The 18127-nt window shown below is 60.5% G+C and carries 13 protein-coding genes and 1 tRNA gene; 10 read left to right on the plus strand and 4 right to left on the minus strand.

What is annotated here, in order from left to right:
* The first annotated feature begins 326 nt into the window (after nt 1-326).
* The 3 genes from clpB (at nt 327) to DWW51_RS05020 (ending at nt 4821) form a co-directional block, all read left to right on the plus strand.
* Complete coding sequence (gene clpB / locus DWW51_RS05010; RefSeq protein ID WP_117773730.1) at nt 327-2954, plus strand: ATP-dependent chaperone ClpB; 2628 nt, start codon at nt 327-329, stop codon at nt 2952-2954.
* A 132-nt stretch (nt 2955-3086) separates the two neighbouring features.
* Nucleotides 3087-3260, plus strand: a complete 174-nt coding sequence (locus DWW51_RS05015) for a hypothetical protein (protein WP_231501577.1) — start codon at nt 3087-3089, stop codon at nt 3258-3260.
* 208 nt (nt 3261-3468) lie between these two features.
* Complete coding sequence (locus DWW51_RS05020) at nt 3469-4821, plus strand: ATP-binding protein (RefSeq protein WP_117773731.1); 1353 nt, start codon at nt 3469-3471, stop codon at nt 4819-4821.
* 44 nt (nt 4822-4865) lie between these two features.
* Here DWW51_RS05020 and DWW51_RS05025 read toward each other — a convergent pair whose 3' ends face one another.
* The 3 genes from DWW51_RS05025 to DWW51_RS05035 form a co-directional block, all read right to left on the minus strand.
* Nucleotides 4866-6353, minus strand: coding sequence for a hypothetical protein (locus DWW51_RS05025; protein WP_117773732.1), 1488 nt, complete (start codon nt 6351-6353; stop codon nt 4866-4868).
* 242 nt (nt 6354-6595) lie between these two features.
* Complete coding sequence (locus tag DWW51_RS05030; RefSeq protein WP_255413080.1) at nt 6596-7570, minus strand: DUF5692 family protein; 975 nt, start codon at nt 7568-7570, stop codon at nt 6596-6598.
* A 96-nt stretch (nt 7571-7666) separates the two neighbouring features.
* Nucleotides 7667-8329, minus strand: coding sequence for a TetR/AcrR family transcriptional regulator (locus tag DWW51_RS05035; RefSeq protein ID WP_117773733.1), 663 nt, complete (start codon nt 8327-8329; stop codon nt 7667-7669).
* A 187-nt stretch (nt 8330-8516) separates the two neighbouring features.
* Here DWW51_RS05035 and DWW51_RS05040 point away from each other — a divergent pair, with 187 nt between their 5' ends.
* From DWW51_RS05040 to DWW51_RS05070, 7 genes are all read left to right on the plus strand, one after another.
* On the plus strand, nt 8517-11294 hold the full coding sequence (locus tag DWW51_RS05040; RefSeq protein WP_197032178.1) for an FAD-dependent oxidoreductase: 2778 nt from the start codon (nt 8517-8519) through the stop codon (nt 11292-11294).
* A gap of 190 nt (nt 11295-11484) precedes the next feature.
* On the plus strand, nt 11485-11913 hold the full coding sequence (locus DWW51_RS05045; protein ID WP_117583629.1) for a hydrogenase maturation nickel metallochaperone HypA: 429 nt from the start codon (nt 11485-11487) through the stop codon (nt 11911-11913).
* Between the two features lie 374 nt (nt 11914-12287).
* Complete coding sequence (locus DWW51_RS05050; RefSeq protein ID WP_089573275.1) at nt 12288-13277, plus strand: PTS sugar transporter subunit IIB; 990 nt, start codon at nt 12288-12290, stop codon at nt 13275-13277.
* Nucleotides 13278-13295: 18 nt separating this feature from the next.
* Entirely contained in the window at nt 13296-14114 is an 819-nt protein-coding gene (locus tag DWW51_RS05055; protein ID WP_117564943.1) for a PTS mannose/fructose/sorbose transporter subunit IIC, read from the plus strand.
* 16 nt (nt 14115-14130) lie between these two features.
* Nucleotides 14131-15051 carry a PTS system mannose/fructose/sorbose family transporter subunit IID gene (locus tag DWW51_RS05060; protein ID WP_117564942.1) on the plus strand — a complete coding sequence of 307 codons (921 nt, stop codon included), beginning with the start codon at nt 14131-14133 and terminating at the stop codon, nt 15049-15051.
* Between the two features lie 120 nt (nt 15052-15171).
* Nucleotides 15172-15570 carry a DUF956 family protein gene (locus tag DWW51_RS05065; protein ID WP_117759121.1) on the plus strand — a complete coding sequence of 133 codons (399 nt, stop codon included), beginning with the start codon at nt 15172-15174 and terminating at the stop codon, nt 15568-15570.
* Nucleotides 15571-15875: 305 nt separating this feature from the next.
* Nucleotides 15876-15951, plus strand: a tRNA-Arg gene (locus tag DWW51_RS05070).
* A gap of 152 nt (nt 15952-16103) precedes the next feature.
* Here the strand turns inward: DWW51_RS05070 and pknB are convergent.
* The gene (pknB, locus tag DWW51_RS05075) at nt 16104-18071 is read right to left on the minus strand and encodes a Stk1 family PASTA domain-containing Ser/Thr kinase (protein ID WP_117773734.1); all 1968 of its coding nucleotides are present in this window, start codon (nt 18069-18071) and stop codon (nt 16104-16106) included.
* Nucleotides 18072-18127: the final 56 nt, after the last annotated feature.

The following is an 18127-nucleotide window of genomic DNA, read 5'->3' on the forward strand; positions in this document are numbered from 1 at the left end:
GTGTCTTCGTTCGTCTCGATTTGTAACAGATAGAGCCCTATTTGCCGACTAGATGTTACAGATTGAGACAAACGGGCGCCGCTGAACAATTCGTCTCGATCTGTAACATCTGGAGCCGGAAACGGTCGATAGATGTTACAGATTGAGATAGTAAGGGGACGAGGCCGCAGCGGGCGAGCGTGCCTGCTCCCTATCACTTAATCACTCAGAAAATCTTATATATAGAGACTTAGATTTATGTATAAGATCGCGCAAAGCTGGCAACAATACTTCTCGAACAACGTGAAGCCGCCCCGTAGGGCGGCCGCCCCAAGAGAGGTGATTCCATGAGAATCGATAAGCTAGCAATGACGTCGCGCGAGGCGTTGCAGACCGCCATGAGCACGGCCGCCGACGCGCAGGCCGGCGCGGTGGAGCCGATTCACCTGCTGTCTGCCCTGCTCGGTGCCGGCGAGCGCAATATCTCCGTGATCATCGAGCGCATCGGCGCCGACCCGGCCCAGCTTGCACGCTCCACACAAGATGCCATCGACCATGCGCCCAAGGTGTCGGGCGAGGGTCAGCAGATGGGCCTGTCCAACGAGCTCGTCCGCGTCATCGAAAAGGCCGAGAAGAAGGCCACCAAGATGGGCGACAGCTTTGTGGTGACCGAGCATCTGCTGATGGCACTTGCCGAGGACAAGGGCGAGGCGGGTCGCGTGCTGCGCGACGCCGGCGTCACCAAGGAGCGCATCGAGCAAGTCTACGAGGAACTGCGCGGCGATGACCGCGTGACGTCTGCCGAGGACAAGACGCAGTTTGAGGCGCTGGAGCAGTACGGTCGCAACATCTGCGACCTCGCCCGCGCCGGCAAGCTCGACCCGGTCATCGGCCGTACCGACGAGATTCGCCGTACTATTCAGGTCCTGTCCCGTCGTACCAAGAACAACCCCGTGCTCATCGGCGAGCCGGGCGTCGGTAAAACTGCTATCGTCGAGGGCATCGCCCAGCGTATCGTGGCCGGCGACGTGCCGAGCACCCTGCGCGACCGCGACCTTATCGAGCTCGACATGAGCGCGCTGGTCGCCGGCGCCAAGTATCGCGGCGAGTTCGAGGACCGCTTGAAGGCCGTGCTCAAGGAAGTGCAAAAATCGGAAGGTAAGGTCATCCTGTTCATCGATGAGCTCCACACCATCGTGGGCGCGGGTGCCACCGAGGGCTCCATGGACGCCGGCAACATCCTCAAGCCGGCGCTTGCCCGTGGCGACTTACACGCAATCGGCGCGACTACGCTTGACGAATACCGCAAGTACATCGAGAAGGATGCGGCGCTCGCCCGTCGTTTCCAGACCGTAATGGTGAGCGAGCCTACCGTCGAGGACACCATCTCGATTCTGCGTGGCCTCAAGGAGAAGTACGAGATCTTCCACGGCGTGCATATCACCGATAGCGCGCTCGTGGCCGCCGCCGACCTCTCCGATCGCTACATCGCCGACCGCTTCCTGCCCGACAAGGCCATCGACCTGGTCGATGAGGCCGCAAGCCGCCTGCGCATGGAGCTCGACAGCATGCCGGTCGAGATCGACGCCACCACGCGTCAGCTCACCCAGCTGCAGATCGAGGAGCAGGCGCTCATGAAGGAGACCGATGACGCCTCCAAGGAGCGTCTGGAAGCCCTGCGCCAGGAGATTGCCGAGGTCCAGGAAAAGCTCAACGTGCAAAAGGCCGGCTGGCTCAACCAAAAGAACGCCATCGACCACGTGCAGGAGCTTAAGGGCCAGCTTGACGAGGCCAAGAGCGAAGAGGAGCGCGCGACGCGCAACGGCGACCTGGGTCGTGCGTCCGAGCTGCGCTTCTCCGTGATTCCGGGCCTGCAGCAGCAGATTCAGGAGTCCGAGGCTGCGCTCGAGGCACAAAAGCAGCAGGATGGCGAGGGCCTGAACGAGCAGGTGACCTCCGACGAGATTGCCGAGGTCGTGAGTGCCTGGACCGGCGTGCCCGTGTCCAAGATGATGCAGGGCGAGCTCGACAAGCTCAAGGGCCTGGAGGGCGAGCTGCATAAGCGCGTCATCGGTCAGGACGAGGCCGTGTCCGCTGTGGCCGCGGCCGTGCGCCGTAGCCGTGCGGGCCTCTCCGATCCGGACAAGCCCATCGGCAGCTTCTTCTTCCTGGGCCCCACCGGCGTGGGCAAGACCGAGCTCGCCAAGGCGCTGGCCGAGTGCCTGTTCGATGACGAGCGCGCACTCGTGCGTATCGACATGTCCGAGTACATGGAGAAGTTCAGCGTCCAGCGTCTGATCGGTGCGCCCCCGGGATACGTGGGTTACGACGAGGGCGGCCAGCTCACTGAGGCCGTGCGCCGTCGTCCGTACTCCGTGATCTTGCTCGACGAGATGGAGAAGGCTCATCCGGATGTCTTTAACGTGCTGTTGCAGGTGCTTGACGACGGCCGCCTGACCGACGGCCAGGGTCGCCAGGTGTCCTTCAAGAACACGATCATCATCATGACGAGCAACGTGGGCTCCAAGGCTATCGCCGATCTGTCCGGCAAGGACGAGGAGGAGATGCGCCATCAGGTCGATGCCGCCATGGCTCAGACCTTCCGTCCCGAGTTCCTCAACCGTATCGATGACATCGTGGTGTTCCATCCGCTCGGCATGGCGCAGATCGAGAAGATCGTCGACATCCAGCTCGCCGACGTCCGCGCGCGTCTGGCCAAGGAGCGCATGACGCTTGCCATTACCCCGGCGGCCAAGCAGATGCTCGCCGTGGGCGGCCTGGACCCGGTCTTTGGCGCCCGTCCGCTCAAGCGTCTGGTTCAGCGCGAGGTCGTGGATGCCATCGCCGCCGCTATCATCGACGGCACGGTGCGCGAGGGCGATCAGGTGACGGTCGATGTCGACAAGGACGGCGGCTTTACCGTCGTGTGCGACAACACGCCGGCGGCCACCTACGAGGTCCCCGACGCCGAGTAGATTGTTGGGCCATGCCTTAAAATCTGCTAGTCGTCTCTAAACGCCAAGGGCGGCGGATCCAATTGGGTTCGCCGCCCTTTTTCGTGCGACAATCGATGATGTTGAACGGATGCGATGCAAGGAGCTATGCAGATGAAAGGCGAGATCAAGACAAGCGCGCCGGCGCCCAAGCCCACGTCCAAACCGGCACCCAAGCCGCGCGACCCCTACATCCGTGCCGAGAACGAGGACGACGACGGCTACGATCCCTACAGCGATCGCCGCCCCGAGCGCGAGCCCCTCTTCGAAGCCGACCCCTGGCGTTAAGTAGCTCATTTGGGACGGGGCTTTTTTAGCTACTTTGTTTTCGGCTAGAGGCGTTCATGCCTGCCCCCCTCGGCCGCTCGATATCCTCCGGGAGGGGCCACTAATAGAAAACTTGCTTATCCATTAATCAAGATACGCATAATCTTGCTCTCCTGCTAATCAAGAATCGTTATAATCTTGATTAGCAGGAGAGCAAGATTGGAGAATTATGGCATTCAACGACTTGGTGGCTCAAAAAATAAAGGACTTTGAGCAACAGGGGATTCCGCAGGTCTTTGAGCGCGACCTTGATCTGGGCAACCCGCAGGAGCCAAAGCGCGACAACATCGTATATGTGATTGTGGGCGCCCGTCGTTGTGGAAAGACGTATCGCCTGTATCAGGAGATACGGCGGCTTCAGGGCCAAGGCGTCGAGCTTGACCGGATGCTATATTTCAATTTTGAGGATGAGCGCTTGCGTCCGTATGAGCCATCGCTACTAGCGGACGTGCTCGATACATTCTATGCACTATATCCTGCTGCTCGAGGCGAGGGCGCCTACCTTTTCTTTGACGAGATCCAGGAAATACCCGAATGGGGTGCGTTTCTGCGACGCGTGGTCGATACGGAGAAGGCGACCGTTTACGTGACGGGATCTTCTTCTAAGATGCTGTCCTCAGAACTTAAGAGCGAGTTCAGGGGCCGTTCTCTTGTGCGAGAGCTTTTTCCGTTGAGTTTTTCGGAATACGTCCGATATAAGACGGGGAGCGTTCCTGAGCCGGATGCACCCTTTTCATCGAGCGATGCAGCACTGCTTCGACATCATCTGATCGGATATCTCGAGCGAGGGGGATTCATCGCGACACTTGAGCAGACGCCCGCAGACGCGATTCAGCTGCTACAGGAATATGCGTCGCGAACGGTCGCCATGGACGTCGTTGAACGTTACGACGTCAAGAACCCCCGTTTGGCCTCGCTGTTTCTGGCGCGGTGCATGGCATCTTCGGGACGAGAGCTGTCAGTGAACAAAGTGTACAACGAGTTCAAGAGCAGACAGATATCCGTCAGTCGAAATACGCTCAGCGACTTACTTGAGTATTACGAGGACGCCTACCTGCTGTTTTCGGTGCCGGAGTTCACGCGTTCGCTTGCAAATAATACGCGGTCTGCGTCTAAGGTCTACGCCGTCGATCCTGCGATGTTCGGAGCGTTCTCCCCCGCATCGGCATTGGATCATGGTCAGAGGCTCGAGACCGCGGTGTTCAATGCGCTCAGAAGAAGGACCCCCGCCGTGCGGCCCGGTTCGGTTTGCCGCCTGCTGATTAAAGATAAGAATAAAAGCCATGAGGTGGACTTTGTGGCTGGGGATGCACTGCTCATGCAGGCTTACGGCCTGATTCAGGTAAGTGTGGATATGACAAGCGAGAAAACGCGCGAGCGCGAAATTGCCGCGCTCGATGCCGCGATGGCCCAGTTTGATCTTGGCGAGTCGGTAATCGTTACCATGGATGAGCAGGCCGATATTCCATGCAAACACGGCGTGGTACATGCTGTGCCCGCATGGAAGTGGCTCCTTTCCTAATCGTCTATGGATTTGCGAGGCCAGGACTCAGGTGTCATGGTCCGCTAGTCCTGGGCCTTGATGCTCGGCAGGAGAATCTGGGCGAGGTAGTCGGTCTCGAGTTTGGTCGCAGCGTCGGCCTTGCCGTCTTTGCCGACCAGTACGTTCTTGATCTGGCTATAGGTGTAGCGGTTGCCGGTCGTGAGCTCGACAAGCTCAATGGCCGAGTCCATAGGGTAGGTCGACACGGGATTCTGCGTCCGTCCGTTGATGGTCTGGGGCACCACGTACGGATAGACGGGACCGCTGGCGTAGACGGTATAACCGTTGCCTAGGTTGGCCGCACCCAAAACCGTATCGCCCTCATCGGGCGTAAAGCTCTCGCCCTCGCGCACTGCGACGAGCGTCACAATCGGTGTATCGCTGTCGCCGGCAAGATAGATGCATAGCGTGCTGCCATTTTGCCAAGTCTCGACCTTGCCGTACCACTCGACGGGGATATCGAGCTGGTAGAGGTCGGTTGCCTTGTGGCGGGCGTCGGCATCACGGGCCGCCTGTGCCTTTTGCGCGCTCACGGCATTGACGGCGGCGCCGCGCCGCGCGGTTGCCGCCTGCTGGAGCACCTTGGCGGTGGCGGCGGAGCTCGCGCCTCCCTCCTCGGCATATTTGGCGGCGGCATCGATCTGGTCGTCGGTTACCGTGTCGGCCGAAGGCACCTTGAGTTTAAAGGCAGCCTGGGCACTTAAATCCTGTCCATCGCTCTTAACGGTGACCTGCGTCTTGGTGGTCGGGACGGTATAGATGGTGCCGTCGGCCGCGATGGGGGAGGCAGCGATGGAGAGCGTGTAATCGCCGGGCAGCAGTTTGATGCCGCGGCCGTGCTCGTCAACGTAGAGCGTTTCGCTCACAGAAGAGCCGTCGGAGTCCTGGCCACTCACCTGCACGGGGATCTTTGAGCCGGTGGAGCAGTCGAGTCCCGCGGCATGTACGCCAATTTGCACCGACATCATGGTATGGGCGTTTGCGGCAACTACGGCGGCCTGCTCTTGCTGGTATCCGTTCCAAGCCGCATAGCCCGCGCCGCCGGCGACGAGCGCGACGGCCACGACACCGGCGACCATCAGATTGCGGCGCTTGGGCGACATCTTACGATGACGAACCTCGGCTTCGTGTGCCGAGGGAGCGGACGGCAGGGGAATATCTCCCATGGCGATGGTCTCGTCGACGACTGGCGCAGAGCCCAAGCCGGGGAGCTCGCGGGTGAGCGATTCGTCGACGGGCAAGTCGCCAAGCAGGGAGGTCTCATCTCCCGCGTTGGGTTCCGGTTGGCCATTGCCCTCGTCATCGCCTTTTTCGACATCGGCTTCATCGCGAGCATCCTCGACGTCGTCGCCCGTATCCGGTATGCCATCGCCCGCCGCGTCCTGCATGTCGACGATTGTCTCGTCAAACGCAACTTCGTCCAGCGAAAACCGGTCTAGGCTCTCCAAGGCCTCGGCGCACGCCGCTGCATCTTGGGCCGCGTCCTCTTGGCCCCTCGTCTCATTTTCCATATATCCCCCAAGCTCAATATCGGGACAACAATGTACCCAAAATTAAGGTCACATAGAGCTGGCGTGCAGTCGGAAATTCGATTTTATCTGCGCGATACATTGTGAATATGTGCATGAATGCACGCGCGACAGCAAAAAGCCCCCGGAAAGCAAACGAATTGCTTTCCGGGGGCTGCGCATAACGCGAGATTACGGAGCCAAAGAGACGCGCCTACATCCAAATGCGGACGGCAGCGAGCGCGTTACTCGGCGTGCGCGTAATCAACCTTGGCGCGGCGAGCGGTAGCCTTCTCCCAATCGCTGGTGCCCTCAAAGACGTCCTGCTTGTAGGGATTGCGGCCGAGCTTCTTGGCACGGTAGACGATGTAGATGATCGCGGCGACGTTGGCGACCAGCGCGGCGATCGAGACCGCGGTAGCGGCGCCGGGGTCGAGCGTGGAGTGGGTCACAAAGATGGACTCCTCCTGGAAGTACGGGAATACCTGGGCAAACATGCACCAAATAGCCAGCGTAAAGGCACGGTTCTGGATCCAGCCGCCCTTGTTCCAGATAAAGGCGGCGACGGTGGGCGCCAGCAGCAGTGCAAAGCCGCAGAACCAGGAGTGGGTGGGCAAGCAGTTGTAGGTGTAGCAGAAGTTCCAGATATCGTAGGCGATGATGTAGACCCAGGTCATGTCGGGCCACAGCATGTCGGTCTTGTCCTCAGAGGCGTAGACACTCCACCAACCGGTCATGCAGAAGATGTTGATGATACCGGCGATGCCGTTGAACACGTTGTTCCAGCCGGCGAGCTGCGTGGCGCCCTCGGAGGTGACCCAGGTGGACTCGCCCAGGACAAAGAAGTGATAGGCGCTCTCAAAGTCGGACACGACGGCGATCATGATGTTGATGGCGACGATCACAAACGGCCACGCGCGGAACCAATGCGCCTTGCCGATCTTGCCCCACTGGTACTTAATGGCAATGAAGCCCCAGCAACCGGCCAGCGCCGCGTATACCTTGGCGTAGTGGAACCAGCTGTTCTGGTACACATGGGTGGGGTTGGTGAGCGCCCACTCGGCACCCTGTGAGACGCCGATGGCGATAGCGACGCAGTAGATGGTCATGGCCAGCGGAGCCACGCCAAAGATGATGGCCGCGCCCAGCTTGGTGCGGCGGCCGACCTCGTTGAGCACGATCAGGCCAATAAAGACCATGGCCCAGCCGGCCCAGTGGATAAGGGTATTGCTACCCTAAACATCGAACAGCATGCTGCTCTCCTTTCACAAGCCCGCGGCCCCTCTTCTGATCGCGGGCAGTTTGGCCAAATGTCGTCAGTTCTGGGGCTTGCGCTCCTGATACTTGGCGGTATAGCCCTCGATATGGAGCGTCGAGGCGATGATTTCCTTGACTGTCTCGTCGGGCACATCGGGGTGCGTGCGGATATACATCAGCAGCCCCATGATGAGGGTGTAGAACGTCTCGTAGACATGGTCGATGCGTAGCTCGTGATGGGCGACAAAATCCACCACGGTGGTATCGCAGATATACTGCGCCACGCGCTGGACCACGTTGTGCAAAAAGCCGCCGTAGAGCGCGCCGCTGCTCGAGGTGAGCGTGCTCGGCAACTCGTGGCCGCTCACGACCAGGCGCTTAAAGAGCGGAGCAACGGTGTCGAGTGCGCCTTCGATGTCGCCAACCGTGCGGCTGGCGTTCCACTGCTCGAGCTCGGCGATAAAGCCGTCGATTGCCTCGTCCATAACGGCGGTGACGGCGGCATCCATATCGGCAAAGTAGTGGTAGAACAGCGAACGCGCGCAGCCAGCCCGCTTGGTCACGGCCGATACCGAAAGATGGGACACACCAAGCTCGGCGCTCACGGCGCGCACAGCGGCGAGGATCTCGCGACGGCGCTCGTCGCCCGTCAGACGTTTTGCCGCGCTATCGGATGCGGGGACGGCATCGACCACAGAGATATCTGCTGCGTTGTTGCCCATGTTTTGCCGCCTTTCATCCTCTTTTGCCTGACCGTTCGCCTAACAGTCTTGAATATTGTTGACGGTTCGTCAATACTGTTTTTGACACAATGTCAACAATAGCGGGTGAACGGCATGGGGGCATGTCGAACCCGTACAAAGAGGGGCGCCGCGGTCTCGCCGGGCTGTGGCAAGAGAAGGGACGACTATGATTCTCAGCGGACCGGGGATTAGCTATACCGAGCCCGATATCGGCGCGGAGTTCGTGCCGCCGATACCGGAGCATCCGCGCGAGGCCATCGTCAAACTGTGTGAGCACTGCACCAACCGCCTGCTGCACCGCGACGAGCTGCTGGGCTACGAGTACTGGTCGTTTGCCGAGGCCGCAACCGACGAGCAGGCCGAAGTGCTCTGCAAGATGAAGATGCGCCGTCCCTATACGCTGCCCGAGATGGTCAAGCTCACCGGCATGCCCGAGGCCGATATCGAAAAAATGCTCGACGACATGAGCTACACGGGTCTGCTCGAGTACAACTGGGAAAACCCCGAGCGCGCCAAGCAGTGGGTGCTGCCCATGCTGGTGCCGGGTTCCGCCGAGTTCCTCAACATGCGCGTGAGCCAGCTCGAGGAGCATCCGGTCTATGCCAAGTTCTTTGAGCAGGCGTCCAAGGGACCGCTGTCCAAGGCCACGCCGATGGTGCCGCCCGGCGGTGCCGGCATCGGCATGCATGTCATTCCGGTCGAGAAGGCCATCGATGCTGCGAGCACCTCGGTGCCGATCGAGCATATCGAGCATTGGCTCGACAAATACGAAGGTAAGTATGCCGCTAGCACCTGCAGCTGCCGCGCGAGCCGTCGCGTGATGGGAGAGGGCTGCGCCGACGACCCGGCCGATTGGTGCATCGCCGTGGGCGATATGGCCGACTACGTGGTCGAGACCGACCGCGGCCATTATGTGACGCGCGAGGAGGTCTACGACATCCTGCGCCAGGCCGAGGACAACGGCTTTGTGCACCAGATCACCAACATCGACGGTGAGAACAAAATCTTCGCCATCTGCAACTGCAACGTCAACGTGTGCTACGCCCTGCGCACTTCGCAGCTGTTCAACACGCCCAACCTGTCGCGCTCGGCCTACGTCGCCAAGGTCGAGAAGGACAAGTGCGTGGCCTGCGGTCGCTGCGTTGAGGTGTGTCCGGCCGGCGCCGCCAAACTGGGCCAGAAGCTCTGTAGCAAAAAGGCTGGCGGACAGGTGCCCGAGTATCCGCGCCAGGAGCTGCCCGATGCCACCAAGTGGGACCACACCAAGTGGTCGCCCAACTACCGCAACGACAACCGTATCGAGACGCATGAGTCCGGCACCGCTCCCTGCAAGACGGCCTGCCCCGCGCACGTTGCCGTTCAGGGCTATTTGAAGCTCGCGGCGCAGGGCCGCTATGACGAGGCGTTGGCGCTCATCAAGCGCGAGAACCCGTTGCCCGCTATCTGCGGCCGTGTGTGCAACCGCCGCTGTGAGGATGCCTGCACCCGCGGTCGCGTGGACGAGGCCGTGGCCATCGACGAGGTCAAGAAGTTTATCGCCCAGCGCGATCTGGATGCCGCGACTCGCTATGTCCCACCTGTGGTGACCCCGACGCGTGCCGGCGGCTTCGACCAGAAGATCGCCATCATCGGCGCCGGTCCGGCCGGTCTGTCCTGCGCCTTCTATCTGGCCGAGAAGGGCTACAAGCCCGTCGTGTTCGAGAAAAACGAGCGCCCGGGCGGCATGCTCACCTACGGCATTCCCAGCTTTAAGCTGCAGAAGGACGTTATCGAGGCCGAGGTCGAGGTCATTCGCCTGATGGGCGCCGAGTTCCGCTATGGCGTGGAGGTCGGTCGCGATGTGACGCTCGACGAGCTTCGCGCGCAGGGCTTTAAAGCCTTTTACGTGGCCATTGGCTGCCAGGGTGGCCGCCTTGCCGGTATTCCGGGCGAGGATGCCGAGGACGTGACCGTGGCCGTCGACTTTTTGCGCGAGGTCAACAGCGGCAAGATCGACGCGCTGCCCGGGCGCACCATCGTGGTGGGCGGCGGCAACGTGGCCATCGATGTCGCGCGCAACGCCTGCCGTCTGGGTTCCGAGCACGTTGAGATGTTCTGCCCGGAGAGCGAGGTCAAGATGCCTGCCAGCGAGGAGGAGCGTCGCGAGGCCATTGAGGACGGCGCGCACATTAGCTGCGGCTGGGGCCCCAAGGAGATTCACCTGGACGAGGCCGGTCGTGTGTGCGGTATCACCTTTAAGCGCTGCACGCGTGTCTTTGACGACGAGGGCCGTTTTGCGCCCGAGTATGACGAGAACGACTTGCGCCGTGTCGATGCCGACCGTGTCGTCATGTCGATTGGCCAGTCCATTGTGTGGGGCGACCTGCTGGCTGGCTCCAAGGTGGAGCTCGGCCGCAGCCAGGGTGCCCTTGCCGATCCGCAGACGTACCAGACCGCCGAGCCCGACATCTTTGTGGGCGGCGACGTCTACACCGGTCCCAGCTTTGCTATCGACGCCATCGCCGCCGGTCACGAGGCCGCCGTGTCCATCCATCGCTTTGTGCAGCCGGGCTCCACGCTCACCATCGGCCGCAACCAGCGCCGCTACACCGCGCTTGACCGCGACGATGTTGTGATTGAGAGCTATGACAACGCAAGCCGCGAGGTGGCACGTGTCGACCGCGAGCGCGAGAAGGCTGCGCCCTTTAGCGAGTACGTCGAGACCTTTACCGAGGAGCAGGTGCGCGCCGAGACCGCTCGCTGCTTGGGCTGCGGTGCCTCGATCGTCGACCCCAACAAGTGCATCGGCTGCGGCCTGTGCACCACCAAGTGCGCGTTTGACGCCATCCATCTGGATCGCGACCGCCCCGAGTGCTCCACGATGGTCAAATACGAGCAAAAGCTCCCCAGCCTCGGCAAGTACGCTTTGAAGCGTGCGATCAAAATCAAATTTGGGAAGAAATAAAAAACGCAACAAACAAGAGAACGGCGTAGAGAACGGTTGGACAGCGAGCGAGTCCCAGGCGTGGCGAGGTGCCTTGAAAGAGGAGGGCATAGGGCTTTTGCCCATGCCCGACGATTGAAAGGCAGATCGTCCGTCTGGGGCTCGCGCAGCGTCAAGTCGACCGCCGTTCGTTAGAACGGCGGAAGAAAAAGTGCATGAATTAGGAATCGTCTATCACATCATTCGCGATGTCGAGAATGTGGCGCGCGCCAATGGCGTGAGTCGCGTTTCGAGCGTGACGCTGCTCCTGGGCGAGGTCTCGGGCGTCGTTCCCGATCTGCTGCTTGATGCTTGGCGCTGGGCGGCAGATAAAAAGCCTATCACGCAGGGCGCGGAGCTTATTGTGGAGCCTGTCGAGGCCGTGACGCATTGCGAGGCGTGCGGCTGCGACTACGCGACGGTCGAGCACGGCAAGACCTGCCCCCATTGCGGTAGCGGCGAGACCTATCTGCTGCAGGGCCAGGAGGTCATGATCAAGCAGATCGAGACCCCCGACGAGGACCCGACAGACGCTGCCCCCGACGGCCTATCCGATGCCCCCGATGCCGTCGACGCCGCCAACCCCCTCCACATCGCCTAACTTAGTCGTTGGGGACGTTCTTAAACGACTAGTCATTAAAGAACGTCCCTAACGACTACTTTGCTAGATCATATTTCTTACCATTAGTCAAGCACCATCTGTTTAAACGAAATAGCCTCAACGCGAGCACATTTGTGTCTGTTTAAAACCGGCAATAATGAACAGCGTGCTCAATTCGGTCATGTAAATAGATCAGCTATCAATCCTCAGCAGCAAATCAGCCAAAATACTGGAATGTAATCAGCTTGTAACAAAACAAGACGTTTAAACAAATAATGCTACCTTTTGCAGTTTTTCAAACAATTCTGCTGTATTTGCAGCTATACTCCATAACTGTCGTGTAGGAATTACGTAGACAAAAAGGAGGTTATGTGATGGTAAGTATTGTTCTTGCTAGCCATGGTGACTTGGCGGCTGGAATCAAGCAGACGGGCTCGATGGTCTTTGGCGATCAGCCGTCTGTTGCCGTGGTCTCGCTCGAGCCGAGCATGGGCCCCGACGACTTCCGTGCCAAGGTCGAGGAGGCAATCGCTTCCTTCGAGGACCAGGAGCAGGTGCTCTTCCTCGTTGATCTGTGGGGCGGCACGCCGTTCAACCAGATCAGCGGGCTCATCGAGGGCCACGATTCCTGGGCTATCGTCACCGGTGTCAACCTGCCTATGCTCATCGAGGCATATTCGCAGCGCTTTGACGCAAAGAACACTGCACATGCGATCGCAAAACATCTCGTGACTGAGGCTAAGGCCGGCGTGCGCGTCAAGCCCGAGTCTCTGGAGCCCGAGGAGAAGAAGCCGGCTGCGGCCGCCGCTGCTCCTGCGGGTGCCATTCCTCCGGGAACGGTGATCGGCGACGGGCACATCAAGATCGCCCACGTCCGTATCGACACGCGCCTGCTGCATGGTCAGGTGGCCACCACGTGGACCAAGCAGATCAACCCCAACCGCATCATCGTGGTCTCCGACGGCGTTGCTCACGACGAGCTCCGCAAGACCATGATCGAGCAGGCTGCCCCTCCGGGAGTCCACGCCAACGTCGTGCCTATCAAGAAGATGGCCGAGGTCGTCAAGGACACGCGCTTTGGCGACACCAAGGCGATGCTGCTGTTCGAGAACCCGCAGGATCTGCTCAGGGCCATCGAGGCCGGCGTCGACATCAAGGAAGCCAACATCGGTTCCATGGCCCACTCCAAGGGCAAGGTCGTCGTCACTAACGCCGTCGCCATGGGCGATGACGATGTCAAGACCATCGAGGCTCTCAAGGCCAAGGGCGTCAAGTTCGAGGTCCGCAAGGTTCCTTCGGATTCCTCCGAGGATCTCGACGCCATGTTGAAGAAAGCTAAGGCCGAACTGGCCGCTCAAGCATAGTAAAGGAGGGTCCGATACATGTCTGCAATCACTATTCTGCTTGTTGCGATTGTCGCGTTGCTTGCCGGTATGGAAGGCATTCTGGATGAGTTCCAGTTCCATCAGCCGCTCGTGGCATGCACGCTTATCGGTCTCGTAACCGGTCACCTTCAGGAGGGCATCCTCCTGGGCGGTTCGCTCCAGATGATGGCCCTTGGCTGGGCTAACGTCGGCGCCGCCGTCGCGCCTGACGCCGCTCTGGCCTCGGTCGCTTCTTCGATCATCATGGTGCTCGCCCTCAACGGTGGCGCCACCGATTCGGCCAAGGCCGTTACCGCCGCCATCGCCGTCGCCGTCCCGCTGTCGGTCGCTGGTCTGTTCCTGACCATGATCTGCCGTACCCTGGCTACCGCTATGGTTCACGCCATGGACGCCTGCGCCGAGAAGGGCGACTTCGCCGGCATCGAGCGTTGGCAGTACGCCGGCATCCTCATGCAGGGTGTTCGTATCGCCATCCCGGCAGTACTTCTGTGCATCATCCCGGCCGAGGCCGTTACCAACGCGCTTAACGCTATGCCCGATTGGCTGTCCGGCGGCATGGCTGTCGGCGGCGGCATGGTCGCTTCCGTCGGTTACGCCATGGTCATCAACATGATGGCCACCAAGGAGACCTGGCCGTTCTTCATCCTCGGCTTTGTCCTTGCTGCCATCCCTCAGCTCACGCTGATCGCCCTTGGCCTCATCGGCATCTCCCTTGCCCTCATCTACCTTGGCCTTAAGGATCTGGCCAAGCAGGGTGGCGGCATGGGCGGTGGCTCCGGTGACCCGCTCGGCGACATTCTGAACGATTACGAGTAGGAGGGGAGTGATACATATGGCAGAGAACAAGATTCAGCTCACCAAGGCTGACCGTAAGAAGGTTTGCTTCCGTCATCAGTTCCTTCAGGGCTCGTGGAACTACGAGCGTATGCAGAACGGCGGCTGGTGCTTCGCAATGATCCCTGCGATCAAGAAGCTCTACACCAGCAAGGATGACCAGATTGCCGCTCTTAAGCGCCACCTGGAGTTCTATAACACCCACCCCTATGTTTCCGCCCCCGTCATTGGCGTTACCCTCGCCCTCGAGGAGGAGCGCGCCAACGGTGCTCCGATTGACGACGTCGCCATTCAGGGCGTCAAGGTCGGTATGATGGGCCCGCTCGCCGGCGTCGGCGACCCCGCCTTCTGGTTCACCCTTCGCCCGATTCTGGGTGCACTGGGCGCTTCCCTGGCCCTGTCCGGCAGCATCGCCGGTCCGCTGCTGTTCTTCTTCGCGTGGAACATCATCCGTTACGCCTTCCTGTGGTACACGCAGGAGTTTGGCTACAAGGTCGGCTCCTCCATCGCCAAGGACCTCTCCGGCGGTCTGATGGGCAAGGTCACCGAGGGTGCTTCCATCCTGGGTATGTTCATCATCGGCGCCCTGGTCGAGCGCTGGGTGTCCATCTCCTTCACCCCGGTCGTCTCCAAGGTCACGCAGTCCGCTGGCGCCTATATCGACTGGGCCAACCTGCCCGCCGGTTCTGAGGGCATCAAGCAGGCATTGACGATGTACAGCTCTGTCGGTGCCAACGCACTCGACCCGGTGAAGGTCACCACGCTTCAGGCCAACCTCGATCAGCTCATCCCCGGCCTTGCCGCCGTGTGCCTGACCCTTCTGGTCTGCAAGCTCCTCAAGAAGAAGGTCAGCCCGATCGTCATCATCCTGGCTCTCTTCGCCGTCGGCATCATCGGTCGCGTCTGCGGCTTCATGTAAGCACGCTTCGGCTTAAGACCGAGAGTTGCTAGGCAAGGGCTTTTGAGCCATTGAAACGGACCGCACCCGGTGGGTACACTGGATGCGGTCCGATTGTTTTATTTGGAGGGCGAGGCGCGTATGGCGCAATCTCAGAACAGCACGGTCGATCTGGCAACGCCGGCAACCTGCCTGATGGGGCTTACCAGTCACGGTAACGTGATGGTGGGCAATAAGGCGTTTGAGTACTATAACGAGCGTAATCCCGAGGATTATATCCAAATCCCGTGGGACGAGGTCGACTATATTGCCGCCGAGGTTTTGCGCGGCACCAAGAAGATTACGCGTTTTGCTATCTTCACCAAGGACAACGGCCACTTTACGTTTTCGACGCGCGACGATAAAGAGACGCTTCGCGCGGTCCGTAAGTACGTCGACGAGGATAAGCTCGTGCGTTCGCCCGACTTTATCGATGTGACGGCCAAGGGCGCCAAGAGCATCCCCTCCGTTATCAAAAACCTTTTCCACAAAGGCAAGTAGTCATTAAAGAGCGCCCCCTCAAAGTGGGGCGCAGTCTCCCATGTGGCTCGATCGGGAAAGTGCATCCCAGTTCGAGCGTCGATTCCGGGATGTAGTTTCCGGAACGGGGTCGTTTGGGAAACCGTGTCCCGTTTCGAGCCGAAATTCTGGGTCACAGTTTCCCAGCGAAGTCTCATGGGGAAAGTCTGACCCAGAATTTGCCTGGATAGTGGGACGCACTTTCCGGAGGGCTGTTCCACCGCAACTTCGAAGAGTGGCTATACGTTGCATTACAGCGGCGTAAATCTGCTACACTAGTACAGCATGCCTCCGTAGCTCAGGGGATAGAGCACCGCTCTCCTAAAGCGGGTGTCGACGGTTCGAATCCGCCCGGGGGCACCAGAGATTTGTCGAGCCCGGTACACCGCCACGGTACCGGGCTCTTCTGGTTCATGTCATGTCAAAAACGAAGCGCCCGCTTGCTGGGGGAGCAAGCGGGCGCCTGTGAGCGAATATGTTTGCGGCGGGAGCCGTAATGGGCGGTGGGGCGGCGACTAGTTGGTCGTACCAGAATCGTCGCCCGTGCTCGTGCCCGAGCCAGAGCCCGAACCCGAGCCAGAAATCGAAACCGTCAGCGTAATCGTGTTGTCGGTGGACTGCTTGCCGGTGGGGGAGACGCCCGTAACGGTGGCGTTTTCGTTGCCGCTCACGGGGTTGCCGTTCTGGTCGCAGAACGCGATGTTGTAGAACCCGGCGTTGTTGAGCGCGGTGACGGCGGCGGAGATGCTCTTGCCGTACAGGTTACCCGGAACGCTGGCCTTGCCGGACTTCTTGGCAATGACGACGGTAATCGTGGCGCCGGGCTTCTGCTTGCCGCTGGGGTTCCAGCTGATCACGGTTCCCTCGGTAACTGAGTCGTTCTCCTGGTAGCTCACGTCGACGCCAAAGCCTGCCATATCGAGGGCGTTGCGCGCCTGGGCCTCGGTCATGTCGGTCAGGTCGGGGACGGACGTGGTATCCGGGCCGCTGGAGACCTTGTACGAGATGGTCGTGCCCTTCGCGACTTCCTTACCGGCTTCGGTGCCCTGCTCAAAGACCTGGCCCTCATCGGCCTCGTTGGCCTCCTCGGAGGCGTTGCCCTTCAGGCCAACGCTTGCCAGCGCGGCTTCTGCCTGGTCCTTGGTCAGGCCGACAAGCCGGGGAACCTCAACCTTCTCGGAGGGCTTGGGGCCCTTGGAGATTACCAGGTTCACCTTAGTGCCCTTGGCCTTCTTGGTGTTGCCGTTGGGCGTCTGCTCGGCGACCTTGCCCTCGTCGACATCGTCGTTGTAGCTTTGGTCGATGGTGCCGACCTCGAGGCCGGCTTCCTTGATCAGTTCGACGGCAGTCTGCTGGTCCTTGCCCAGTACATCGGGAACGGTGACCTGCTCGCCGCCAAAGAGTCCTGTGGCAAAGGCCACCACGATGCCGATGACGGCAACGGCTGCCACCACGGCGGCGATGATCTTGTTCTTGTTGGATTTGGGCTTTTCGACCTCGTAGGAGCCGGTGGAACCCGAAACCGAGCTACGGGCGGTATTCTGGCCGCTCACGCCCGAGACGGGACGCACCATGGCGCGCGTCTGATCGGAAAGCTCGCGAGTCTTGGTGGCGCCAAGCTCGCCGGGGGCACCGATGATGCGCGTGGGCTCCGAGATGTTGACGGCACGACCGGACAGGTAGCTGTTGAGCACCTGACGCAGCTCGTCAGCGGTCTGGAAGCGGTTTGCCGGGTCCTTCTCCATGCACTTGAGGATGATGCGCTCAAGGTCGGCGTCGACACCGGAGTTGATCTGGCTCGGCGGAATAGGCAGCTCGTTGACCTGCTTGAGTGCGACCGAGATGGCGTCATCACCGTCAAAGGGCACGCGGCCGGTGGCGCACTCGTACATCACGACGCCCAGCGAGTAGATATCCGAGGTGGGGCCGAGGTCCTGACCGCGGGTCTGCTCGGGGCTGACGTAGTGGGCGGTTCCCAGCACGTTGTTGTCTTGCGTGAGGTGGCTGTTCTTGGCGCGCGCGATGCCAAAGTCCATCACCTTGATGTTGCCGTCGGGCAGCACCATGATGTTCTGCGGCTTGATGTCGCGGTGGATGATCTCGTGCTTGTGGGCGACCGAAAGCGCGGAGCTGATCTGCGAGCCGATCTGGGCGACCTTCTTGGGGTCGAGGGCGCCGTGGCTCTTGATGCCGCTCTTAAGGTCGGTGCCGCGCAGGTACTCCATGACGATGTAATAGGTGTCGCCGTCCTTGCCCCAATCGTAGACGCCCACGATATAGGGGGAGGAGAGACCGGCTGCTGCCTGGGCCTCCTGCTTAAAGCGTGCGGCGAAGGTTGCGTCGCCAGCATACTGCGGCAGCATGATCTTGACGGCTACCGTGCGGTCGAGGACCTGGTCCTGCGCACGGAAGACGGTCGCCATGCCGCCTGTCCCCACCTTATCCTTGAGGAGGTATCTTCCCCCGAGGACCCTCTGTTCCATTCCTGCTCCTAACATAACTATTCGCTCAACGATGTGTGTAGTACCTACGATGTGGC

Origin of the sequence: Collinsella sp. AF15-51, from assembly GCF_003462845.1 — a bacterium.
Classification (GTDB): domain Bacteria; phylum Actinomycetota; class Coriobacteriia; order Coriobacteriales; family Coriobacteriaceae; genus Collinsella.